This is a genomic window from Streptomyces sp. NBC_01497 (assembly GCF_036250695.1).
GTDB lineage: Bacteria > Actinomycetota > Actinomycetes > Streptomycetales > Streptomycetaceae > Streptomyces.
The window spans coordinates 7,333,565-7,357,708 of record NZ_CP109427.1 but is presented as its reverse complement, the minus strand read 5'-3'; the positions used below and the strand labels follow the sequence as shown (position 1 = coordinate 7,357,708).

18 protein-coding genes are annotated in these 24,144 nt (G+C 73.6%); all 18 read left to right on the top strand.

Annotated elements, in window-relative coordinates:
* Positions 1-20: 20 nt before the first annotated feature.
* A complete protein-coding gene (locus OG310_RS31170; protein WP_329459175.1) occupies positions 21-1,865 on the top strand; it encodes an MBL fold metallo-hydrolase in 1,845 nt (614 codons plus the stop codon).
* Positions 1,862-3,670 (top strand): hypothetical protein, encoded by a 1,809-nt coding sequence (locus OG310_RS31165; protein WP_329459174.1) that lies wholly within the window; start codon positions 1,862-1,864, stop codon positions 3,668-3,670. Before OG310_RS31170 ends, OG310_RS31165 begins: the two co-directional genes overlap by 4 nt.
* Positions 3,671-4,717 carry a LacI family DNA-binding transcriptional regulator gene (locus tag OG310_RS31160; RefSeq protein WP_329459173.1) on the top strand — a complete coding sequence of 349 codons (1,047 nt, stop codon included), beginning with the start codon at positions 3,671-3,673 and terminating at the stop codon, positions 4,715-4,717.
* Positions 4,718-5,365: 648 nt separating this feature from the next.
* A complete protein-coding gene (locus OG310_RS31155) occupies positions 5,366-6,733 on the top strand; it encodes an extracellular solute-binding protein (RefSeq protein WP_329459172.1) in 1,368 nt (455 codons plus the stop codon).
* A 5-nt stretch (positions 6,734-6,738) separates the two neighbouring features.
* Entirely contained in the window at positions 6,739-7,704 is a 966-nt protein-coding gene (locus OG310_RS31150; RefSeq protein ID WP_329459171.1) for a carbohydrate ABC transporter permease, read from the top strand.
* Positions 7,701-8,648, top strand: coding sequence for a carbohydrate ABC transporter permease (locus OG310_RS31145; protein WP_329459170.1), 948 nt, complete (start codon positions 7,701-7,703; stop codon positions 8,646-8,648). The genes OG310_RS31150 and OG310_RS31145 overlap by 4 nt, the downstream gene beginning before the upstream one ends.
* A 7-nt stretch (positions 8,649-8,655) precedes the next feature.
* Positions 8,656-9,750 carry an ROK family protein gene (locus OG310_RS31140; protein ID WP_329459169.1) on the top strand — a complete coding sequence of 365 codons (1,095 nt, stop codon included), beginning with the start codon at positions 8,656-8,658 and terminating at the stop codon, positions 9,748-9,750.
* Between the two features lie 63 nt (positions 9,751-9,813).
* A complete protein-coding gene (locus OG310_RS31135; RefSeq protein WP_329459168.1) occupies positions 9,814-10,455 on the top strand; it encodes a D-sedoheptulose-7-phosphate isomerase in 642 nt (213 codons plus the stop codon).
* On the top strand, positions 10,452-12,935 hold the full coding sequence (locus tag OG310_RS31130) for an alpha-mannosidase (RefSeq protein WP_329459167.1): 2,484 nt from the start codon (positions 10,452-10,454) through the stop codon (positions 12,933-12,935). Before OG310_RS31135 ends, OG310_RS31130 begins: the two co-directional genes overlap by 4 nt.
* 8 nt (positions 12,936-12,943) lie before the next feature.
* Positions 12,944-15,409: a glycoside hydrolase family 2 protein gene (locus tag OG310_RS31125; RefSeq protein ID WP_329460472.1), complete on the top strand. Its 2,466-nt coding sequence runs from the start codon at positions 12,944-12,946 to the stop codon at positions 15,407-15,409.
* Positions 15,390-17,390 (top strand): hypothetical protein, encoded by a 2,001-nt coding sequence (locus OG310_RS31120; RefSeq protein WP_329459166.1) that lies wholly within the window; start codon positions 15,390-15,392, stop codon positions 17,388-17,390. Before OG310_RS31125 ends, OG310_RS31120 begins: the two co-directional genes overlap by 20 nt.
* Positions 17,387-18,781, top strand: coding sequence for a GH1 family beta-glucosidase (locus tag OG310_RS31115; protein WP_329459165.1), 1,395 nt, complete (start codon positions 17,387-17,389; stop codon positions 18,779-18,781). The genes OG310_RS31120 and OG310_RS31115 overlap by 4 nt, the downstream gene beginning before the upstream one ends.
* Positions 18,778-19,110, top strand: a complete 333-nt coding sequence (locus OG310_RS31110) for an FAD-dependent oxidoreductase (protein ID WP_329459164.1) — start codon at positions 18,778-18,780, stop codon at positions 19,108-19,110. Before OG310_RS31115 ends, OG310_RS31110 begins: the two co-directional genes overlap by 4 nt.
* Positions 19,107-20,615, top strand: a complete 1,509-nt coding sequence (locus OG310_RS31105) for an FGGY-family carbohydrate kinase (RefSeq protein ID WP_329459163.1) — start codon at positions 19,107-19,109, stop codon at positions 20,613-20,615. The genes OG310_RS31110 and OG310_RS31105 overlap by 4 nt, the downstream gene beginning before the upstream one ends.
* The gene (locus tag OG310_RS31100; RefSeq protein WP_329459162.1) at positions 20,612-21,562 is read left to right on the top strand and encodes a hypothetical protein; all 951 of its coding nucleotides are present in this window, start codon (positions 20,612-20,614) and stop codon (positions 21,560-21,562) included. The genes OG310_RS31105 and OG310_RS31100 overlap by 4 nt, the downstream gene beginning before the upstream one ends.
* Entirely contained in the window at positions 21,559-22,239 is a 681-nt protein-coding gene (locus tag OG310_RS31095; RefSeq protein ID WP_329459161.1) for an aspartate/glutamate racemase family protein, read from the top strand. The genes OG310_RS31100 and OG310_RS31095 overlap by 4 nt, the downstream gene beginning before the upstream one ends.
* The gene (otnK, locus tag OG310_RS31090; protein ID WP_329459160.1) at positions 22,236-23,480 is read left to right on the top strand and encodes a 3-oxo-tetronate kinase; all 1,245 of its coding nucleotides are present in this window, start codon (positions 22,236-22,238) and stop codon (positions 23,478-23,480) included. The genes OG310_RS31095 and otnK overlap by 4 nt, the downstream gene beginning before the upstream one ends.
* A complete protein-coding gene (locus tag OG310_RS31085; RefSeq protein ID WP_329459159.1) occupies positions 23,477-24,133 on the top strand; it encodes a class II aldolase/adducin family protein in 657 nt (218 codons plus the stop codon). Before otnK ends, OG310_RS31085 begins: the two co-directional genes overlap by 4 nt.
* Positions 24,134-24,144 lie beyond the last annotated feature (11 nt).

Sequence of the window (24,144 nt, the reverse complement as noted above, 5' to 3'; positions counted from 1 at the left end):
CTGCTCAGCGAGGAGCGGCAGTGCACTGCCACCCGATAGCCGCCGACGCCTTCCGCTACGAGGACACCTGTCACGTCTACGTCCTGCGCCACGGACGCGAGGCGGTCCTCATCGACTTCGGTTCGGGGGACGTCCTCGACCATCTCGGGGAAATCGGCGTCTACCGCGTCACCGATGTCCTCGTCACCCACCACCACCGCGACCAGGTGCAGGGCCTCGCCCGTGCCGCCGAGGCAGGCATCCGCATCTGGGTGCCGCCCGTCGAGCGCGAGTTGATCGACGCCGTCGACGAGCACTGGCGCACCCGGGCGTTCGACAACGACTACGACGTGCGGCAGGACCGCTACTCGCTTCTGCGCCAGGTCCCCGTCACCGGCACGGTCGCCGAGTACCGCACCGCGCGCTACGGCGCCTTCGACGTCCGCACGCTCCCGCTGCCGGGACACACTGTCGGTTCCGTCGGCTACCTCGTCGAACTCGACGGCAGCCGCCTCGCGTTCACCGGCGACCTCATCCACGGGGAGGGCCGCGTGTGGTCGCTCGCCGCCACCCAGTGGGCGTACAGCGGCTTCCACGAGAACGCCGGGATGGAGGGGGTGGCGGCGACCGTCCTGTCGTGCGCGCAACTGCTGGATCTGGAACCCGACGTGCTGCACCCCTCCCACGGAGCGGCCGTCAGCGACCCGCCGGCCGCCGTGGCACGGTTGCGCACGCACCTCCAGGAACTCCTCGACAGCCGCCGCCGCACCCCGTGGAATCCCGACCGCCTCCTCCAGGAACCCTGGACGCAGGTCACCCCGCACCTCCTGCGCAACGTCACGAGCATGGCCAACTCCTACGCACTGCTGTCGGACAGCGGCAGCGCGCTGCTGTTCGACTTCGGGTACGACCTCACGACGGGCCTGCCGGGCGGTCACGACCGCTCCTCCCGTCGACCGCTGCTCGCGTCGATCGACGCCCTGCGCCGCCACCACGGCGTCGACCGGGTCGAAGTGGCCCTGCCCACCCACTACCACGACGACCACGTCGCCGGCTTCAACCTGCTCCGCGAGGTGCACGGCACCCAGGTCTGGTCCCCCGACCACATCGCGGACATCCTCACCGCTCCCACCAGCCACGACCTTCCGTGCCTGTGGTACGACCCGGTGCCGGTCGACCGGGTTCTGCCGGCGCGGACCACGCTCACCTGGCACGAGTACGAGATCGGCGTGCACCACCTGCCCGGGCACACGCTGTACGCCGCCGCGTACTCGTTCGTGGCGGACGGCCGCCGGGTCATCGCCACGGGCGACCAGCAGAACACCAAGTGGAGCCCGGAGACGGGTGAGCCGGAAGTGCTCAACTACCAGTACCGCAACCGGTTTCGTATCGACGACTTCGTCCGCAGCGCCGAGCTCTACCGGAGCCTCGCGCCCGAGATGATGATCAGCGGTCACTGGCCGCCCCTCGTCGTCACCAATGCCTACCTGGACATGCTCCTCGCCCAGGGAACCCGCCTCGCCGAGCTGCACCGCGCAGTCCTGCCGCGCGGAGTCGACTTCGGCGCGGAGGGCTTCGGCGCGCGGATCACCCCTTACAGGAGCGCCGCCCGCCCCGGCGGCACCGTGCGGATGAGCGTGGAGGTGCGCAACCCCTTCCCGCGGCCGGAACAGGCGGTGCTCAGCCTTGTCGCGCCCCCGGGCTGGAGCGCCGAGCCGCCGGTTGTGAAGACCGAGATCGGCGCGGGCCAGGCCGCCGACGTGGAGTTCGTGGTGCGGATACCGGCGGGCGCCACACCGGTCGTGAGGGAGCGCGTGGCAGTGGAGACGACGGTCGGCGGCATGGCCTTCGGCCAGCAGGCGGAGGCCCTGGTGAGTGTGCGATGACAAGGCCGAGCGCGACCCTGCGCCCCGACGGCACGGTCGAGTTGGCTGCGGACACCTGGCGGATGACGATCGCCGCGGACGGTGTGAGCGCGCTGCTGAGCCACCCTGATGCCGGCCACCGTCCGCTCCTGCTCCAGCTTCCCGGGGCGCTGGATCGCACCGACACGACCGACGAGACGCTGGGCGTCGATCCTCCCGAGCTCGACACCGCCGGCGATCGGCCCGTCGTCGTCGTGCGCCGCCGCAGCAGCGCCTGGAGCGGAGCACTGACCCGTGTCGCGTGCACGGCACAGGGGCCCGAGATCAGCTGGGAGGTGCGCGGACAGGGCAACCTGAGGCAGACGCTCGCGCTGGCCGCACGCGCGGCCCTCGGGGGCCGCGGCGGCGGGCTGCGCCCGAGCGGGCACGCGTGGCAGACCCTGTTCTCCCCCAACCCGGGGCCGCCCCGAAGGCTCACCCGCGGCGCCGGCGAAAGCGCCGTCGTCGGTGCCTGCGGTGACGCGCGGCCGGGCCGCGGCCACTGGTTCTTCACCCCCGGACCGCTGTGCCTCGCCCTCACCGAGGACCGGCTACCCGACGACGCCGACCCCGGCACCGCCTCCGCGCCGCACGGCTGGTGGACCCTGTCGGCAGGCGCCCCGGTCGCGGCACTGACCTTCACCGAGATGGCGTACGTGCCCTCGGACTCAGGCTTCCACCTCCTCTTCGCGCACGAGGGCCACACCCGGGTCGACGGCATCTACCGCACGCCCTCGGTCCTCGTCTCGCCGGGCCACCCGGACCCCTACTCCGGCCTGCGCGCCCACCGGCAGTGGCTGCAGGAGCGCGGCTGGGCGCCCGCCACGGCCGGGGACCCGCACCCGCGGTGGTGGACGGAACCGATGTTCTGCGGCTGGGGCGCGCAGATGGCCCGGGCGCGGGACACCGGGCGTCCCGCGCCGCAGCTCTCAAGCCGCGCCGAGTACGACGCCCATCTCGCGCATCTGCACGGGCAGCGGATCGTACCGGGCACCGTGGTGGTGGACGACAACTGGCAGCGTGCGTACGGTCGCTGGGAGCCGGACGAGGAGAGGTGGCCGGATCTGCGCGGCTGGATCGCGGACCGCCACGCGCGCGGGCAGCGTGTCCTGCTGTGGTGGAAGGCGTGGGCCACCGACGGCGTGCCGGAGGAGTTCTGCGTCCGCACCGCCACGGGACGGCCGGTCACTCTCGACCCCGGTCACCCGGGCGCCCGTGACCTGCTGGCCGACAACATCCGGCGGATGCTCTCCCCGGCCGGCCTGGACGCCGACGGGCTGAAGATCGACTTCACCGCGGACACACCGACAGGCGAGGGTCTGCGATCCCACGGCGGCGCGTGGGGCATAGCCCTGCTGCACGAGTACCTGGCGGTGGTCCACCGGGCGGCCAAGGACGCCAAGGCGGACGCGCTCATCGTGACCCACACCCCGCATCCGGCGTTCGCCGACGTCACCGACATGATCCGCCTCAACGACATGCTGCGGCTCGACGACCCCGACCCCTACGCGCAGGTCGTGCCGCAGATGCGGATGCGCGCCGCCGTCGCCGCGGCCGGCTGTCCGGGCCTGCCCGTGGACACCGACGACTGGTGTGCCCCGGACCGGGAGCAGTGGCGCGCGTACACGGCGATGAAGGACGAACTCGGCGTCCCCGCCCTGTATCTGGCGACCCACCTGGACCGCACGGGCGAACCCCTGGAGGAGTTCGACTACGCTTCGATACGGCGGCTGTGGTCCCACTGGCGTGGGCGCGGGAGCACCAGGGACAGGGATGGGAAGACCTGAATGGGCAAGGAAGAGGCCGGAGTCCGCGTTCCCAGGAACAGACGCGCCCGGGCGACACTGCGCGATGTCGCCGAGGCGGCCCAGACCTCCCGCTCCACCGCCTCCCGGGCACTCAGCGGGCACGGCTACGTCGCCGAGCACATCAAGGAGAGGGTGCGCGCCGCGGCGGACCGCCTCGGATACGTGCCGGACGCGTCGGCCCGCACCCTGAAGGGCAGCTCCAGCGGACTCGTCGGGCTCCTCGTCTCCGACCTGCGCAACCAGTTCTACGCGGAATTGGCGGCCGGGGTCGAGCACACCCTGTCCGCCGCCGGGTACCAGGTGGTGCTGGCCGACGACCACGGTGACGAACACCTGGCCGAGAGCGGCGCGCGCGCCTTCCTCGCGATGCGCGCCGACGGCGTCCTGCTCGCGCCGGTCGGGAGGGCGGCCACCGAACTCCTCGTGGAACACGGCACACCGGTGGTGGAGGTGGACCGCAGATCGGGGGTGCGCGGCTGCGACGCCGTCGCCATCGACAGCGAGCACGGGGCCAGGGTCGCGGTGGAGCACCTGATCTCCCTGGGCCACCGGGAGATCGCGGTGGTCATCGACGAGACCAAGTGGGAGACGGGCAGGGGGCGACTCAAGGGCTACCGGGTCGCCCTGCGCGCGGCCGGCCTGCCCGCGATCCGTCGGCACGTGCTCGACCTGGGCCTGAGCACCTCCGCCCCCGAGGAGGAGCTGGCCCGCTTCCTGGACCGGGCCACCGGTGTGACGGCGGTCTTCGCCGCGAACAACGTCGTCGCCCAGCTGCTCTGGCAGGAACTCAAGCGGCGGGGCCGACGCGTGCCCGCTGACTGCTCCGTCGTCTCCTTCGACGACCTCGGATGGATGAAGATGGTCGAGCCGGGAGTCACCGCGGTGCGCCAGCCCGTCTTCGAGATGGGCAGCCGCGGGGCCGAGTTGCTGCTGGAGCGCGTGGGGCGCGGCGGCGGGCGTACGGGAACCGAGGTCCTCCAGCCAGAACTGGTGGTGCGCGGCTCGTCGGCGGCCCCCCGGCACTGAGGAGCCCGGCTCCGGACCTGGCCTGGACTTCCCGGGTATTGGGGGATCGGAGCCCTCGCTCCTGGCATCCGGGCCCTCCCTCCTTCCGGCCTTGCGGGCGTCCGGCTGTCCGCGCACGACCGACCAGCCTGCCGGGCATCCGGCGTGGCGTGCGCCGGAGTCGGTGTGGGGGCGTGGCGCCGCGCGGAGCGTCGGCCCACAGGTGGCGCGCCCGTGTGCCCGGACGTTCGGCGTCTCGCGGACCCACCCCCCGGTCTGTCGCCGTCCCACCAGGTGTACGAGGCCCCGTGGACCGTTGTGTCCGCCCGTCGTCGATGTTCCGCGGGAAGCGGGTCCGGCTGCGCAACCCCGGCCCACCGTGAGGCCGGTGGGATCCGTGGCCTTGCCAGGAAACCGGTCGATGTGCACGCCGGCCCTCCGTCTGCACGCCTCTCACCTGCGAATTTTCTCCTGATCGACCCCCGGGCAGGCCGCGGTGCCGCCGCTCCTCGCACAACGGTCCGTTCAACCCGTTGACGCGTCCCCGCAACGTGGTTACGTTCTCACGTGGGATCGATGCCACACGCGGGACGAGACATTCCCCCACCCCTGTCCGGATGTGTCAGCAGCGTCGGTCGCCTGCGTAGCCAGCTGCTCGAAGGAGAGACCATGGCGGCACCACCACCTCGGCGAACACGCCGGCGCACAACGGCCCTCGCGTCGGCCCTCGCACTGTTTCCGCTGCTGCTCACGGGCTGCGGCGGTGTGAGCGTGACGGGAAGCGCCCCGGACACGTTCACCACCATGGGCTACGGCATGGGGGACGCGCTCGCCACCGACCGGATCGACACGGCGAAGGCAGCGCTGCCCTCGCTGCACATCAACGTCACCGAAGGCGCCTTCGACCAGCAGCAGTTCCTTTCCGCCGTAGCCGCCGGAGACCCGCCGGACGTCGTGCACATGGACCGCTCCCTGATCGGCGGCTACGCCGCGCAGGGCGCCCTCCTGCCGCTCACCTCCTGCCTGAGCCAGGCACACGTCGACACGGGTGACTTCTACAAGACGGCCATCGACGAGGGTTCGCTGAACGGCGCGGTCTACGCGCTGCCCGACTCGTACGACAGCCGGCTGCTGCTGATGGACGACACCGTGCTGAGGAACGCCGGCGTCCGGCCCTCCTCGGTGAACACGTCCGACTGGACGAGCCTCAAGAGCCTCACGAAGAAGCTCCAGCGCCAGCAGGGCGGGAAGCTCACCCGCATCGGCTTCGACCCGAAGATCCCCGAGTTCTTCCCGCTGTGGGCCAAGGCCAACGGGGCCGACCTGATCAGCGCGGACGGCCGCATGGCCCACCTGAACGACCCACGCGTCGTCGAGGCCCTGACCTACGCGGTGAGCCTGGTCAACGAGCAGGGAGGCTGGGGGAAGTTCAAGTCCCTGCGCGACTCCTTCGACACGTTCGGCGCCAAGAACCAGTTCGCCCGCGACCAGGTCGGCATGTACCCCATGGAGGACTGGTACGTGAACGCGCTCGCCGGACTCTCCCCGCACCTCGACCTCGGTACGCAGACGTTCAAGGCGCGCGACGGGAAACCGCTGAACTGGACGTCCGGCTACGGCTGGGCGATCCCCAAGGGCTCCCCGCACCCGGAAGCGGCCTGCACCTTCATCAAGACGATGACCGCCACGAAGACCTGGGTCCACGCCGCCCGCGCCAAGGCGGCGCAGGTGCGCAAGGCCGGCGGCCCCTACACCGGCGACGTCACCGGCAACGCCGTGGCCGACCGGATCATCGAGCGCGACGTGTGGAAGCCGACGGGCAACGCCGCCTACGACAAGGCCACCCGGATGCTCTACTCCGTCTCCAACAAGGGGTTCATCGTCACCTCCAACGCGGCCGGCACGGAGTTCAAGGACGCCTGGCAGAACGCGATCAACCGCGTGCTGTCCGGTGAACAGACCCCGCAGCAGGCACTCGACCAGGCGCAGCACGAGGCGCAGAGCGCCCTCGATCTCGCGAACGAGGGCAGGGGATGAGCGCGATGACCACCACACAGCACGCGCGGCTGGGCGACAGCACGCGCCGTCGCTCCGCGAAGGTGCCGGGCCGGTGGCGCCGGCACGAGACCTGGGCCGCCTACGGCTTCATCTCGCCGTGGATCGTGGGTTTCCTCGTCTTCACCGCGGGCCCGATGATCGCCAGCTTCGTGCTGTCGTTCACCGACTACGACGGGATCGGGGCCTCCCACTCGGTGGGGCTCGACAACTACCGCCATCTCTTCCAGGATCCGGCCGTCGCCAAGTCACTGGCGAACACCCTGCTGTTCACGGTGATGCGGGTGCCGCTGTCGATGGCGCTCGCACTGCTGCTCGCCATGCTCCTGCTGCGCGTGGGCCGGGCGTCGGGCTTCTTCCGCACCCTCTTCTACCTGCCGGTGATGACACCGTCGGTGGCCGTCGGCATCCTCTTCCTGCTGCTGTTCAACGGCAACGTCGGCCTGATCAACCACGTGCTGGGGCTGTTCGGTGTGCAGGGGCCCGCGTGGACCACGGACAGCCTGTGGATCAAACCTGGCCTCGTCCTGACCAGCCTGTGGTCCGTGGGATCGACCGTCATCATCTACCTGGCCGCGCTGAAGAACGTGCCGAAGGACCTGTACGAGGCGGCAGAACTCGACGGGGTCGGCCGCTGGAACTCCTTCCGCCACGTCACCTTCCCGCAGATCTCCGGCACGCTGTTCTTCACACTGATCGTCAACACGATCGCGTCGCTCCAGACGTTCACCGAGGCGTACACCGCCTTCTTCGGCAGCTCCAACTCGCAGACGTACAGCAACGACGCGGCCCTGTTCTACGTCGTCTACCTCTTCCAGCAGGCCTTCCAGTACATGCACATGGGCTACGCCTCCGCTCTCGCCTGGCTGCTCTTCCTGGTGGTGCTGCTCATCACCGTCATCCAGGCCAAGGTCAGCAAGCGGTTCGTCTACTACGAGGGAGACCAGCGATGACGCAGCTCTCCGTACCACCCGCAGGCGGCGCCCGGACGGAGCGCGACGCTCCCCCACCCGGGCCGCCGGTGCGGGCCCATGGCCCGCACCGCCGCCCGACGGGCCCGCACCGGGCTGCCACGCCTGCGAACCGCGCCGTGCGGCTGGTGTGCCTGGTGCTCGCCTCCGTCGTCTTCCTGTACCCGTTCTTCTGGCTGGTCAGCGCCTCCCTCAAGCCGACCCAGGACGTCTTCGACAACGCCCTCGTGCCGCACGTGTGGCAGTTCGGGAACTACGCCGAGATCTGGCGGGCCGTCCCGCTGCTGAACTGGATCGGCAACAGCGTCATGGTGACGCTGGCCGCCGCGGTCACGGTGACGGTGAGCAGCGCCCTGGTGGCCTTCGGCTTCGCGTACTTCCGCTTCCCCGGCCGCAACGTGCTGTTCGCGCTGGTGATCGGCACGATGATGCTGCCGTCCGTCGTCACGATGGTGCCGCAGTACCTCATCTGGAACTGGCTGCACCTGGCGAGTTCGCAGGTGCCCCTGTGGGCACCCAACCTCTTCGGCAGCGCCTTCTACATCTTCCTGCTGCGCCAGTTCTTCCTCGGCCTGCCCCGGGAGCTGTTCGAGGCGGCGCGGGTCGACGGGGCGAGCTACTGGACGCTGTTCTGGCGCATCGCCGCGCCGCTGTGCCGTCCCGCGCTCATCGTCACCTTCATCTTCGAGGTGCAGGCCTCGTGGACGGACCTGGTCCGGCCGCTGATCTACCTGCGGGACCCGAAGCTCTACACCGTGCCACGCGGACTCAAGGCCGTGCTCGACCAGTTCGGGGACGGGGGCGAAATGCGGTGGGAGATCGTCTGCGCCGCGAGCGTGGTCGTCACGGTGCCCATGATCGTCGCCTTCTTCGTCTGCCAGCGGTACTTCACCGAGGGCATCGCCACCACAGGGAACAAGGGTTGAGCACCACATGACGTCGTACGAACACGGGGACCCGTCCGAGAGGACCGTCCTGGCACTGGACATCGGCGGCACGAAGCTCGCGGCCGGTGTGGTGCGGGAGGACGGCACGGCCCTGTCCTTCGTGTCCTGCCCGACCGGGGTGCGGGAGGGCCCCGACGCGGTCCTCGGCCGGCTGTGGTCCCTCGGCGCCCGCGCGCTGCGCGACGCGGGCGCCGAGGCGGCCGATGCGTCCCGCCGGCTGCTCGGCTGCGGAATCGGCTGCGGCGGCCCGCTCGACTCGGCCGCGGGCGTCCTGCTCTGCCCGCCGCACCTGCCGGGCTGGGTGGACGTCCCGGTCACCGCGCTGGCCGAGGAGACCTTCGGGCTGTCCGCGGTCCTCGACAACGACGGAACGGCGGGAGCGGCCGGCGAGTGGCGCTTCGGCGCCGGCCGCGGCAGCCGCCACCTCCTCTACCTGACCGTGTCGACGGGGATCGGGGGCGGCACTGTCATCGACGGCCGCACCTACCGCGGCGCCGCGGGCAACGGCGGGGAGCCCGGCCATGTCACGGTCCGCTCCGACGGCAGGCGCTGTCGCGGGTGCGGCCGCACCGGCTGCCTGGAGGCGTACGCGTCCGGCACGTCCATCGCGGAACGCGCCCTGGAGGCGCTCCGGGAGGAGCCGGAGCAGAGGGCGGCCTCCGTCCTCGCACACCTCGCACAGCCCACCGCGGCCGACGTCGCGCGGGCCGCGCGGGCGGGCGACGCGCTCGCCGTGCGGATCTGGGACGAGACCATGGACGCCCTCGCCGGGGGGCTGAGCTCCATCGTCAACCTGTGGGAGCCGGAGGTCGTTGTGCTCGGCGGCGGCGTGGTGCGCAGCGGGGACCAGCTCCTCGTGCCGGTGCGCGAGAAGGTGGCGCGGCTGGCGATGGGGCCGGCCGCGCGGGCCGCGCGCATCGTGCCCGCAGAGGCCGGCGACCTGGCCGGGGTGCGGGGCGCCGCCGCCATCGCCTTCGAGCGCCTGGGCGCGGCCCCGCCGGTGCGGCCGGCGCACGCCGGGCGCCGTCCGCAGCGCGGGGCGCAGAACGCTCCGCACCCGCCGACCCTGCCCGTCCGCTAGGCCGCCCCCGACCGGCCCGCACGACCCTTCGACCCTGTTCCTCCCCTCTTCGCCAGGAGCCCCATGTCAGCCCCACCGTCCGGCCGCATCGCGCCCGCCGGCCAGCTCGCCGACCATGTCGCCGCCGCGCAGCGGCTGCACGATCTCCTGCCCGAACTCGCCACCGTCGGCGAGCGGCTGATCGACGTGTACCGCGGCGGCGGCCGGCTCTACACCTTCGGCAACGGCGGCAGCGCCGCCGACGCCCAGCACCTGGCCGGCGAGTTCATCGGCCGCTATCTGCGCGAGCGGCGCCCCCTGCCCGCCGTCTCGCTCGTCACCGACCCGTCGGTGACGTCCTGCATCGGCAACGACTACTCCTACGACGAGGTCTTCGCCCGCCAGGTGGAAGCGCTGGCGCGCCCCGGCGACATGGTCGTGGCCTTCACCACCTCCGGCCGCTCCCCCAATGTCGTCCTCGGCCTGGAGGCGGCCCGCAAGGCGGGCGCCGTCACCGTCCTGTTCACGGGGGGCGAGCAGGGCGGCATGCCGGCGGCCCAGCACGCCGAGTACACGCTGATCGCCCCCGCCACCACGACCGCGCGCATCCAGGAGATGCACCTCACGCTGCTCCATCTGCTCAGCGAGCACGTCGACGCGTGGGCCGCGGGGACGGCGCCCACCCCTTCCGCATCCGACGACCTCCCGCAGGAGAAGACCGTATGACCACTGTGAACCCGGCCTCCCGCGACCGGAAACTGCACCTCGTGGGCAACGCCCACATCGACCCGGTGTGGCTGTGGCGCTGGCCCGAGGGGCTGCAGGAGATCCGCGCCACCTTCCAGTCCGCCGTCGACCGCATGGAGGAGTACCCGGATTTCGTGTTCACCTGCGATTCCGTGATGTACCTGGAGTGGATCGAGCGACACGACCCGGCTCTGTTCGAGACGATCCGCAAGCGCGTGGCGGACGGCCGCTGGCAGGTCGTGGGCGGCTGGTGGGTGGAGCCCGACTGCAACGTCCCGTCGGGCGAGTCCTTCGTGCGCCAGGCGCTGTACGGCCAGCGCTACCTGCTGGAGAAGTTCGGCAGGGCCGCGACGGTCGGCTGCAACCTCGACCCGTTCGGCCACAACGCGATGCTGCCCCAGCTGCTGCGCAAGTCCGGCATGGACAGTTACGTCTTCCTTCGGCCGGGACCGCACGAGCAGGTGCTGCCGGGGCAGTTCTTCCACTGGGAGGCTCCCGACGGCTCCCGCGTCACCGCGTACCGGCTCCCCAACGAGTACTGCACACCGGGCAAGGACATCGGCAACCACCTCGACAAGTCGCTGGCGATGATGCCGCCGGACGAGCCGGAGCTGATGGTCTTCTACGGTGTCGGCAATCACGGCGGAGGTCCCACCAGGGCCAACCTCGACTCGATCCGCCGTCTGGACGCGCTGGGGGGGCTGCCCACCCTGGAGCTCAGCCACCCGGAACGCTTCTTCGAGCGGGTGCGGGACCGCCAGGACGTGCCCGTGCACGCCGGGGAGCTCCAGCACCACGGTCCCGGCTGCTACTCCGCCCACTCCGGCGTGAAGGCCTGGAACCGGCGCGCCGAGAACGACCTGCAGCGTGCGGAGAAGTGGGCCGCCGTGGCCGCGGCCGTGGCCGAGGAACCCTATCCGGCGCACAAGCTGGCGGAGGCGTGGAGGCTGGTGCTGTTCAACCAGTTCCACGACATCCTGGCCGGCACGGCTATCCGCTCGGCCTACGAGGACGCTCGCGACGACTACGGCCGGGCCCGCTCCGTCGCGGCCGAGGTCTTCAACCAGGCGGTCCAGGCCGTCACGCGGCGCATCGACATCCCGCTGCGGGAGGGCACGGTGCCGCTCGTCGTCGTCAACCCGCACCCGTGGGAGCTGGAGAGCGACGTCGAGGCCGAGTTCGGCCGCGCGAGCGAGGTGCGGCTCACGGACGAGGCGGGCGCGCCCGTGCCCGTCCAGTTGACCCGGTCGGAGGCGACGCTCGCCGGGGCGCGCGGGCGAATAGCCTTCCGCGCGAGCGTGCCGCCGCTCGGTCACCGGGTCTACCACCTGCTGCCGGGCGCCGACGCGGACCGCGGGGAAACGGTCACCGCGACGGACACGTCGCTGGAGAACGAGCACCTTCGGATCGAGGTGGACCCCGCCACCGGCTGGCTCAGCTCGCTGCGCGACAAGGCCACCGGTGCGGAACTGGTGGGCCCGGGGGCCGGTCCGCACGCGGTCGTCGTCGACGACGCGAGCGACACGTGGGGACACCGCGTGCGCGCGTACGACAAGGCGGCGGGCTCCTTCGCGCCCACCCGCGTGCGCCTGGTCGAGTCCGGCCCGGTGCGGGCCGTGCTGAGGATCGAGAGCGCCTACGGACGCTCCGAGATGGCCGAGGAACTCGTGCTGTCCTCGGGCTCCCGCCACGTCGAGGTGCGCACGGTGGTGGACTGGCACGAGAAGCTGAAGTTGCTCAAGCTGCGCTTCCCCACCGCCCTCGACGACACCACGGCCACGCACGAGATCCCTTACGGCCACCTGGAGCGCCCCGCCGACGGCACTGAGGAGGCCACCCAGGCCTGGGTCGACGTGACCGGTACGCTCCCCGGCGGTGCGCGCGCCGGTCTCGCCGTGGTCAACGACTCCAAGCACGGTCACGACGTGCGCGGGGGCGAGATCGGCATGACCGCCCTGCGCAGCCCGGTGTACGCCTGGCACGAGCCGCGGACCCTGGACGAGGACGGCGTGTACGACTACCTCGACCAGGGCCGCCAGGAGTTCAGGTACCTGCTCGTGCCGCACGGCGCCGACTGGCGGGAAGCGGACCCGGTGCGACGCGCGGCCGAGCTCAACCAGCCGGTGTTCGCGCTGCTGGAGACGTTCCACGTGGGCCCGCTGGCGCAGCGCGCCGCGCACGCCGACGACGGCGCGGGAAGCGTCCTGGTGACGGTGGTCAAGGGCGACGAGGACGGTTCGGGCGACTTCGTCGTGCGCGCCTACGAGTCGCAGGGGCGGGCGGCGGAGGCGCGCATCGCCCTGCCGATGCTCGGCGACCGGGTGGTCGAGGCGAGGTTCGGGGCGTTCGAGATCAAGACGTTCCGGGTGCCGCGCGACCCGCGTTCGCCCGTCGTTGAGACGGACCTGCTGGAGCTGCCCGCGCACGCGGCGGGTGCGGCAGGCCGGGGCGGGGCCTGACCGTGGAGATGCTCGACGACGGCTGGGAGCTGCGCGGCTGCCTGGGCGACACCTGGCGCTGGCTGTGCGGCCTTGGCCGCCCGGACGGGGAGGCCGGCTGGTTCCCCGCCCGGGTGCCCGGGTCGGTCCTGGACGACCTGCGCGGACAGGGGCTGATCGGCGATCCCTATGTCGCGACCGGCAGCCTGGAGGCCGAGTGGGTGCCGCAGCGCGCCTGGCTCCACCGCAGGGCGCTACAGGTGCAGCTCGCGGCGGGCGAGCGCGCGCTGCTGCGCTTCGAGGGGGTCGACCACGAGGCCACGGTCCTCGTCGACGGGCACGAAGTCGCCCACCACGACGGCATGTTCCTGCCCTTCGAGGCGGACGTGACGGAACAGGTGCGCGACGGCGCCCGCCATGTGCTCGCGGTGGTCGTGCATCCGGCACCGTCGAACGAGCCGCAGGTCGGGCGAACCGACCGGGTCCGTGTCCACAAGTCGCGGATGGGATACGGCTGGGACTTCTGCCCGCGCATGGTGCACCAGGGGATCTGGAAGCCGGTGTGGCTGGAGAAGGCCGGACCGGTGCGCCTGCGGGCTGTGGTGGTGGGTGCCCACCTCGATTCCGGTGGCACCGTCCGCGTGCGCGCGGACCTGGAGGCGGCCGGGCCCGGCACCCTGGAGGTCTCCGTGACCGGTCCCGATGGCGAGGCGGCGGGATCGGTCCGGGTGCCGTTCGAGGCCGGCTGCGCGAGCGCCGAGGCTGCCGTGCCCGTCGCACACCCCCGGTTGTGGTGGCCCAACGGCCATGGCGAGCAGCCCCTCTACCGGGTCGCGGTGAGCGCGTACGACGAGGCGGGCAGGCCGGCCGGCTCGTACGAGCGGACGACCGGCTTCCGCCGAGTCCGGCTCGTCCATGGCGAGGGGGCGCCCGAGGGAGCACTCCCCTACACCCTGGAGGTCAACGGGCGGCGCGTCCCGACGAAGGGCTGGAACTGGGTGCCGCAGGACGCCCTGTACGGGGCGGACCGGCCGGGCCGCCTCGCGCATCTGCTGCACCTCGCCGCAGGCGCACACGTCACGCTCCTGCGGGTGTGGGGAGGCGGGCTGATCGAGACCGAGGCGTTCTACGAGCTGTGCGACCGCCTCGGGCTGCTCGTCTGGCAGGAGTTCAGCCTGTCCAGCTCGGGCATCGACAGCGTTCCCGCGGCGGATCCCGAATACCTCGGCCTGATGGACCGCGAGGCCCGGGCGATCGTGCCGCTGCTGCACCACCACCCCTCCCTCGCGCTCTGGGGCCCCGGCAACGAGTTGCACGACACTGCCAGCGCCACACCGCTCGACGAGGCGGGCTCGCCGGTCGTCGCGGCCTTGGCCCGGGCCGTCGCGGACCTGGACCCCGACCGGTGCTGGCTGCCCGGCTCCCCCTCGGGGCGCTCCTTCCTGCACCGCGCCGACGTGATCGCCGCCGACCCGGACGGCCAGCACGACGTGCACGGCCCCTGGGAGCACCAGGGACTCGCGGACCACTACGCGCTCTACGACGCCGGCACGTCCCTGCTCCACTCCGAGTTCGGTGTGGAGGGCATGGCCAACCGGCGCACGTGGGAGGCCGTCGTCCCGGCAGGGGCCCGCTGGCCGACCGGCCGGGACAACCCGGTCATGGAGCACCTCGGCGCCTGGTGGAACAACACACCGCTGGTGCTCTCTGCGTTCGGCGGCAGGCCGGCCGACCCGGACACCGTGCGCCGCGCCAGCCAGCAGCTCCAGTACGACGGGCTGCGCTATGCCGTGGAAGCAGGGCTGCGGCGGGCCCCGCGCGCCGCGGGCACCATCCCGTGGCAGTTCAACGAGCCCTTCCCGAACGCCTGGTGCACGTCGGCCGTCGACCACCGCGGCGATCCGAAACCGGCCTACTACGGGGTGCGCCGCGCCTACCGCAGGGCCCATGTGTGCGCGTCCTTCGCCACCCAGGCATGGGCGGGCCGGGAACTGTTCGAGGCACGGGTCCGGGTGTGGGGCGGGGCCCGGGGCGACGTGATGTCCGCCCGGCTCCTGACGCCGGCCGGGGAGGTGGTCGCGGCGACCACCGGCCCGGTGCTCCGCGTGCCGCTGTCCGCCGTACCCGGTGAGCTGTTCCTGCTCGACCTCGAACAGCGCGACTCGGTCGGTGAGTTGCGGTCCTCGAACCGCTATGTGCACTCGGCGACGGGCGACCTCGCGCCCCTTCTCGACCTGCCGCCCGCCGAGGTCGCCGTACACGGTATGCCGGGCGGCCTGCGCCTCGTCCACACGGGCGGGCCCGCGGCGCTCGGCCTGTGCCTGAGCGACGCCCGCCCCGTCGAGGCCGACGGCTGGGCCGTCTTCGGCGACTCGATGCTCGACCTGATGCCCGGCGAGAGCACGGAGATCACCGTCACCTGGCGCGACGCCCCCGAGCGGGGCAGAGCCGTACTACTGGAAGGCTGGAACGTCCATGCCCGCGAATGTGGCTGAGCGCATGCGAGAGCTGGTGCTGCGCGAGGAGGCCGAGGGGATCGTGGCCTTTCCCCACGCCGTGACCGTCATGGCCGGCGACGGGGCCTGCCTGCCCGTGCCGCTCGGCGCGACGGAGCGCGCGAAGGACGGCTCTCTGCGCGCCGGCGGTACGGCGCACGGGTTCAGCGCCGACCTGCGGCTCGTGCCCGACGGTGAGAAGGCGTACGAGGGGGCCCTCACCGTGCGCCGCACCGGTGACGAGCCGTTCGACGCGGGCCTGCGCATCGAGGTGCTGCTCGGCCCGAGCGACGACCCGGGCTGGCTCGTGCCCGGGGTCTTCTACGGCGAGAACCGCCTGGCCGGCTGTACGCGCCCCTACCCGCGCTACCTCGCCGGCGCGAGCGACCCGGCGTCGATGACCGCGGACGCCTGGTCGTTCCGGGCGGACCGGTGCGCCACACCGGCCGTGTTCGCGCGTGACCGGCTGGGCGGCGCCGCGCTCGCCACCGCCGAGCAGGGCACGCTGGGCGAGCAGGGCGTCGGCTTCGCGCTGTCCGACGGCGGCCGGCCGGCACTGCGGCTGCACGCGCCCTACCGGGAGGAGCCGGTCTCCTACTACGGCTCGGCCGAGCCCCGCCCGGCCCAGGCGCCTTTGCACCGATGGGCGCCCGGAGAGGAGCACACGGTGCTCTTCTGCGTCCACCTCCTCGACACCGACCCGCACGCCTACGCGCCTGTCCTGCGCGCCCTGCACGAGGCCGCCGGCGCGAGGGCCCCCGCCGCGTGGGTCGGTGCGCGGACCGCGGCGGCCCTGTCCGCCGAGGGGCTGCACCGCTGGCACTACCGCAGCGACCCGCCGGTGCTGCTGGAGACGGCGGCCTTCGACCGGGAGGCGCTGGGCGGGCGCGGCGACCGGCATGCCATGCACGTGTCCTGGGTCAGCGGCACGCCGTACGCGCACGCGCTGCTCCTGCACGCCCGCCGGGTCGGCGACGCGGAGAAGGCCCGGGCCGCGGTGTCCGTACTGGACCACATCTGCGCGAACCTCGCACCGGGCGGCACCTTCTGGGGGCAGTGGTCGGCGGGCGGCGGCTGGTCCGCGGGGTGGACGGGCGACGCGCGGCGCCTGCACGCCCGCACCCTGGGCGACGCGACACTGTTCCTGCTGCGGGCGTGGCGCGCCGAGCGGGAGCACGGCATCGGGCACCCGCTGTGGGAGGCCGCCGTGCGCTCCAACCTGGAGGCCGCGCTCGCCGGGCAGGACCCGGCCACGGGCCGGCTCGCCGCGGCCCACGACAGCCTGACGGGCGCCGCGCTCGACCACATCGGCGCGGCGGGCATCGCCTGGATCGGGGCCCTCGTGGAGGCCGCGGAGGCCTTCGGCGACGCGCGCCTGCTGGCCGCCGCGCGGCGGGCGGGTGAGGCGTTCGCGGGCGACGTGCGCTCGGAGTTCCTGTGCGGGGCGCCGGAGGACGTGTCGCTCGCGCCGACCTCCGAGGACGGCTACAACGCGATCATCGCGTACACCCTGCTGCACGAGGCCGAACCCGCGGGCCCCTGGCTGGACCTGGCCCGCAGGGCCGCCGACTGGACGCTGACCTTCCGCTACACCTACGACGTGTCGTTCGGCCCGCACACCCTGCTCGGCCACTACGGCTTCCGCACCCGCGGGGGCGACCAGGCGTCGCCCTCCAACCAGCATCTGCACGCCTTCGGGCTGATCTGCCTGCCGGAGACGGTGCGGCTCGCGCGCCACCTCGGCGATCCCTACTACCTGCGCTCGGCTCGCGAGAACTTCGACTGCTTCCGCCAGTTCGTGGCGCGCGCGGACGGGGACTTCAACGCCTATCGCGGCATGGTCAGCGAACGCTTCTACCAGACCGAGTGCTTCCAGGCGAAGGGCATGCTGCTGACGCTCTCCCACGCCTGGTCGGCCGGCGTGCTGCTGTACGCGAGCGAACGCGCCCTCGAACTGCCCGAACTCCAGGAGGACATGTGACCCCCGCCGACTCGGACGCGTTGCGCTTTCCCGACCGATTCCGCTGGGGCACCTCCACCTCGTCCTACCAGGTCGAGGGCGCCGTCTCGGCGGACGGCCGGGGCGAGTCGATCTGGGACCGCTTCTGCCGGGTGCCGGGGGCCGTGGAGAACGGCGACACCGGCGACGTGGCGTGCGACCAGTACCGGCGCGGCGCCGAGGACATCGCCCTGATGGCCCGGCTCGGCACCGGCGCCCACCGCTTCTCGCTCGCCTGGCCGCGCATCCAGCCGGACGGCCGCGGACGTGTCGAGAAGCGGGGGATCGACCACTACGACCGCTTCATCGACGGGCTGCTCGCCGAGGGCATCACCCCGCTCGTGACCCTGTACCACTGGGACCTGCCGAGCGCGCTCCAGGACGCCGGCGGCTGGCGTGAGCGGGACACCGCGAAGCGCTTCGCCGAGTACGCGGCGGTCTGCTTCGACGCGTTCGGCGACCGGGTGCGCGACTGGGTCACCATCAACGAACCGTGGATCGTGGGCCTGCTCGGACACCAGCTCGGGCTGCACGCCCCGGGAGAGGAGGACCTGAAGGCGTCCGTGACCGTCATGCACCACCTGCTGCTGGCACACGGCCTCGCCGCCGGGGAACTGCACGCCCGCGGCCGGGACGATGCCCGCGCCGGCATCGCCTACAGCCTCTTCCCGAGCGTCCCCGACGACCCGGCCGACCCGGCCGACGTCGCCGCGGCCGCGGGCTCCGACGGGTACGTCAACCGGTGGTTCCTCGACCCGGTGCACGGCCGCGGGTACCCCGAGGACATGCGCGAGCACTGGGAAAGGGCCGTCGGGGAACTGGACTTCGTGCGCGACGGGGACCTCGGCACCATCGCGTCGCGCAGCGACTTCATCGGTGTCAACTACTACACCCGCCGCATCATCGGCGCCGGCGGCGGCGACGGCCCCTGGCCCTGGAGCGTGCGCCCGGGGCGCGACGACGTCGAACGCACCGGACTGGGCTGGGAGATCGTCCCCGACGACCTCGAACGCCTGCTGGTACGCCTGCACCGGGACTATCCGGGCGTGCCGCTCCTGATCACCGAGAACGGCGCCGTGTACGACGACGGGCCGGGCGACGACGGCGCCGTCCACGACGAGCGGCGCATCGCCTTCCTCGACGGGCACCTGCGGGCGGTGCACCGGGCGATCGCCGCGGGCGCCCCGGTTGAGGGCTACTACCACTGGTCGCTGATCGACAACTTCGAGTGGGCGATGGGCTACCGCCCCCGGTTCGGCCTCGTCCACATCGACCGCGCGACGCAGCGGCGCACCGTCAAGGACAGCGGCCTGTGGTACGGGCGTCTCGCCGCGTCGGGCGTCCTGCCGCCCCGTGGGGGTGCGCACCGTTGAGCGGTGTCCTGCTGTCGGGCCGGGACCTGCCCGTGCTCTACGAGAGGGACGCCGTGGTGCTGGGCGCGGGGCTGGCGGGCGTCGCGGCCGCCATCACGCTGGCGGACGCGGGCCGCCGGGTGCTGCTCGCCGACGAGGGCGCCTCGCCGGGCGGCGAACTCACGGAGGCCGGCCGGCCCTGGCTCACCGTCCCGGGCGGCGCAGGACGTGCCGGGCTGCTCGGCCCGCTGCTCGCCGGCCGGGAGGCCGGTCGGCGCGTGGCGCTGCGCCCAGTGCCGGCGGGTTTCGTACCGGGCCGCCGACCCGTCACGGGGGTGGCGCTCCGGTGAGCGGACGACCGCTGCTGCTCGCCGGTGTGGACATCGGCAGCACCCACTGCAAGGCGGTGCTGTGCCGTGCGTCCGGCGCCGTCGTGGCACGCGCCCAGCGACCCACGCCCCGAAGCCACGACGGCCGCACCCACCCCGCCGACGACCTGGTCGCCGCCGCCCTGGGCGTGCTGTCCGACTGCGTACGGGCGGCGGGGCGCGCACCGGACGCCGTGGGCCTGACGGGCATGGCTGAGGCGGGTGTCGGCCTCGACGCGGACGGACGGCCGCTCGGCCCCGTGCAGGCGTGGTCCGACCCGGCCCCCGCCCCGTACGCCGCGCGGCTCGGACAGACGTACGGAGCGGCGGCCCTGCACGCGCGCACCGGCGTGCTGCCGAGCGCGAAGGTGCCGCTGGCCAAGTGGTGCGCGATGGCCGAGCAGTCCCCCGGCACGCTCGCCCGGATGCGTACCTGGGCCGGCGCCGCCGACCTCGTGGGACACGCCCTGACCGGCCGGGTCGGGACCGACGCCACGCTCGCCCAGCGCACCATGGCCTGGGATCCGGCCGGGTGGAGCTGGGTCGGCGAGTTGCTGGCCGAGCCGGGGATCGGCGAGCAGTGCATGCCGCGGGTGCTCGCCCCGGGCGAGCCGGTCGGCACCCTGACCCGGGGGGCTGCCGCGGCGACCGGCCTGCGGCCCGGCATCCCGGTCGTGGTGGCGGGCCACGACCACCTCGTCGGCGCGTGGGCGGCCGGCGTGCGCCGCACAGGGCAGGTCGCCGACTCCATGGGCACGGCGGAGGCGGTGCTCACCGTGTGCGCCGGGGCGCCGGATGCCGCCGGCGCGGCCAGCGAAGGCATGTCCTTCGGCCGGCACGCCGACGGCCGCCACTGGGTCGCGCTGGCGGGCATGCAGGGCTCCGGAGCCCTCGTGGAATGGTTCTGCGACCGCTTCCTCGGCCTGGCAGGCGCGCCGGGTCCCGAGCGCTACGCGGCCTTCGCCCGTCTCGTCGAGACGCTGCCCGGCGAGCCGACCGGCCTGGTCGTCGAGCCCTACCTGTCCGGCCGGGCCTCGCCCCGTCCGTATGCCGACGCGCGCCTCGCCGTGCACGGCCTGGGCGCGGGTCACGGTCCCGCGCACCTGGCCCGTGCCTTGCTGGAGGGCGCGTCCCACCACGCCCGGTGGATGACGGACACACAGGCCGCGCTGACGGGGTGCGCCCCCTCGGCCGTCACCCTGCTCGGCGGCTCGACCCGGCTGGAGGCCTGGACGCGGTTGAAGGCCGCCGTCAGCCCCTGGCCGGTGCTGCTGTGCGAGGAGCCCGAGGCGCCCGGCCTCGGCGCGGCCGGCTGGGCGGGCGCCGCGCTCGGCCTCGACCCGGCGGCCGTCCTCGCCCCCGTCTCCCCCCGCTCCCCCGAACCGTCGACGGCCCGGGCGCACCGCGCCCTCCACCAGGACCGGTTCCTGCCGCTCGTCACAGCACCCTCGCCGCTCCCCTCGAACCACAAGGAGAACCCTTCGTGACCACCCACTCCGACGTCCTCGCCGGCGGTTCCCCCGCCCCCGCGGCGCTCGCCCGCCCATCGGGGACCTTCGCCATGGTCGCCGCCGACCAGCGCGATTCGCTGCGCTCGATGATGGCCGAGCAGGCCGGGGTCGAGGGCAGCAGCATCCCGGACAGCCGGCTCACCGACTTCAAGCTCGCGGTCGCGCGGGCGCTCGGGCCTCACGCGTCCGCACTCCTCATCGACAGCGACTACGGCTACCGGCGGCTCGTCGACGAGCGTGTCCTGCCCGCGGGCTGCGCGCCGATCCTCGCCGTCGACCTGCTGGAGCAGGAGACGGGCGGCCCCGTGGAGGACACGGCCCTGGACGAGACGGCGGACACCGCCGCGATCGTCGCCGACGGCACCAAGGGCCTGAAGCTCCTGGTCATCTGGCGCCGGGACGGCCACCGCGACCGGCGCGTCGCACTGGCGGCCCGCTTCGTGGAGATGTGCCGGCGGGCCGGCCTGGCCTCGGTACTGGAGCCGGTCGCGCGTGCGACCGCCGAGGAGGAGGCGGCCGGCACGTTCCGGCTGACCGACTCCGTCGTCGAGGCGGCCCGCGAACTGGCCCCGCTGCGCCCGTCCCTGTACAAGTGTCAGGTGCCCGACGGCGGCGTGGGCTCGGTGGCCGCGCTGGCGCGGGAGGCCGAGCGGATCGACGCCGTCGTCGGCGTGCCGTGGGTGGTGCTGTCCCAGGGCGTGCGGGCGGCGGACTTCCCGGACGCGGTCGAGGCCGCCTGCCGGGCAGGCGCTTCCGGCTTCCTCGCCGGAAGGGCACTGTGGACCGACGCCCTCGCCGGGAACCGGGACGCTACGCTGCGCGACGTCTGCACCGACCGGCTGCGACGCCTCGGCGACATCGTCGACACCCACGGCCGCCCCTGGTGGGACGCTGCCGCCGCGGGCGAGCGGGTGCCGGCGTGAGCGCCGCGCCCGTCGGCCCGCGCGTGTGCGTCCTGCACACCGTCGCGGCACTTCCGGCCGTCTTCGACCCGCTGCTGCGCGAACTCGCCCCTGATGTCCGGCCCTACCACGTCGTCGACGAGAGCCTGCTCGCCGACACCGTCGCCCACGGCCCGCTGCCCCGCACCGCGGCGCGGCTGGCCGCCTACGTCACGCAGGCCGAGGCGGCGGGCGCGGACGCCGTCCTCGTGACCTGCTCGTCCATCGGCCCGGCCGCCGAGCAGGCACGTCCGCTCGTCGGCATCCCGGTGCTGCGCGTCGACGAGCCCATGGCGGACGAGGCAGTCCGTACGGGGCGCCGCATCGCGGTGCTCGCCACGCTGGACTCGACACTCGGGCCCACCGCGGACCTCGTACGCCGCAGGGCCGCGGGCCGCGACGTCAGCGTGACCACGTCGGTGTGCCCGGGCAGCCGGGCAGCCAGGGCGGCCGGCGACACCGCCCGGCACGACGCCCTGATCGCCGAGGAGGCCCTGCGGCTCGCGGCCGACCACGACGTACTCGTACTGGCCCAGGCGTCGATGGCCGGGGCGCTGGACCTGCTGCCTCCGGGGGCGCTCGCGGTGCCGGTGCTCTCCTCTCCACGCAGCGGCACCGCCCAACTGGCCTCGGTCCGCCGCCGGGAGCCCGCCCCATGACGGAACTCGGCTGCATCGCGGACGACTTCACCGGCGCCACCGACCTCGCGGGTAATCTGGTGGCCACGGGCCGCAGGACCGTCGTCACGGTCGGGCCGCCCGACGCCCCCGTCCCCGACACGGACGCCGTCGTCGTCGCGCTCAAGACCCGTACCGTCGCGGCGGACGCGGCGGTGGCCGCGGCGCTCGGGGCACACCGGGCCCTGGCCGCTCTCGGGTGCACGCGGTTCTGGTTCAAGTACTGCTCCACGTTCGACTCCACGCCGCTCGGCAACATCGGGCCGGTCACCGACGCGCTGCTCGCGGCGACGGGGGCGCCGTGGACCGTCGCCTGCCCCGCATTCCCGGCCGCCGGCCGCACCGTCTACCAGGGGCACCTGTTCGTCGGGGACCGGCTGCTGAGCGAGAGCGGCATGCGCGAGCACCCGCTCACCCCGATGACAGACTCCGACCTCCTGCGCGTGCTCGGGGCCCAGACGTCCCACCGCGTGGGCCTGCTGCCGTACGCGGCGCTGCGCGCGGGCGGGGACGCGGTGCGTCGGCACCTGGAGGGGCTGGCGCGCGACGGCGTGCGGATCGTCGTCACCGACACCCTGGACACTCAGGACCTGTCGGCCGTCGAGCGGGCGACCCGTCACCTGCCGCTCCTCACGGGCGGATCCGGGCTGGCCCTCGCACTGCCCCGGGCCCGCGCGGCGGCCACGGCCACGGACATCGAGGCGGCGCCGGGACCGACGGCCGTCCTCGCGGGCAGCGTCTCGCAGGCGACCCTGGCCCAGATCGCGCACGCCAGGGAGCGCATGCCGCACCGCAGGCTCGACCCCGCCGAGGTGCTGGCGGCCCCCGAGCAGGCGGTGGCGCGCACCGTGTCCTGGGCGCGTGCGCACCTGGCCACGCGCCGCTCCGTGCTGATCCACAGCGCCGGGGAGCGGGCCGATGTCGTGCGCGCGCAGGCGGACTTCGGGGCCGGCCGGGCCGGCGAGGCCATGGAGCGGGCCCTCGCCCGGTGCGCGCGGGGCCTGGCCGACGCGGGGGTGCGCCGGTTCGTCGTCGCGGGCGGGGAGACGTCCGGCGCCGTCGTCGAGGCCCTCGGCGTGCGGCTGCTGCGCATCGGCCCCGCCATCGCGCCCGGCGTCCCCTGGACGGCCGCGCGGCGGCGCGGGCGGACGCTCAACCTCGTGCTGAAGTCCGGGAACTTCGGCGGCGAGGATCTCTTCACCACAACGGAGGAACACCTGTGAGCACGCCGTCCGCGCCCGGCACTGCGCCCGCCGAGGAGGCCGGCGCGCTGAGCGCCGCCGCGCGGGCGCTCGCGGCCCTGGGGCTGAGCCCCGGCCGGTCGGGCAACCTCAGCGTCCGCACGGCCACCGGATTCCTGACCACGCCGACCGGCGGTTCGCTCGCAGCCTGCGCCCCCGAGAGGCTGAGCGTCCTCGACGCCCGGGGCCGCCACCGCTGCGGGCCGCCCCCGACCAAGGAGGTCCCGCTGCACCTGGCCGTGTACGCCCTCCTCCCGCACGCACGGGCCGTCGTGCACCTGCACTCCCGGCACGCGGTCGCCGTGGCCTGCCTCGAACCGCCCGACCCGGCGGACACCCTGCCGCCGCTGACGCCGTACGCACAGCTGCGGCTCGGCCGGGTGCCGCTCCTGCCGTACGCACCTCCCGGCAGCGCGCGGCTCGCGGCGGCCGCGTCCGAACTGCCGCCCGGAACGCGGGCCTTCCTCCTCGCGAACCACGGCCAGGTCACCACCGGGCGCGACCTGGACGAGGCGGTCGACGCGGCCGTCGAGCTGGAGGAGAGCGCGGCCCTGCACCTGCTCGTCGGGGCGCGCGGCCCGGTACGGGCATTGACGGAGCGCATGCGCGCCGAACTCACCCCCGAGACGAAGTAGGGACGAACACT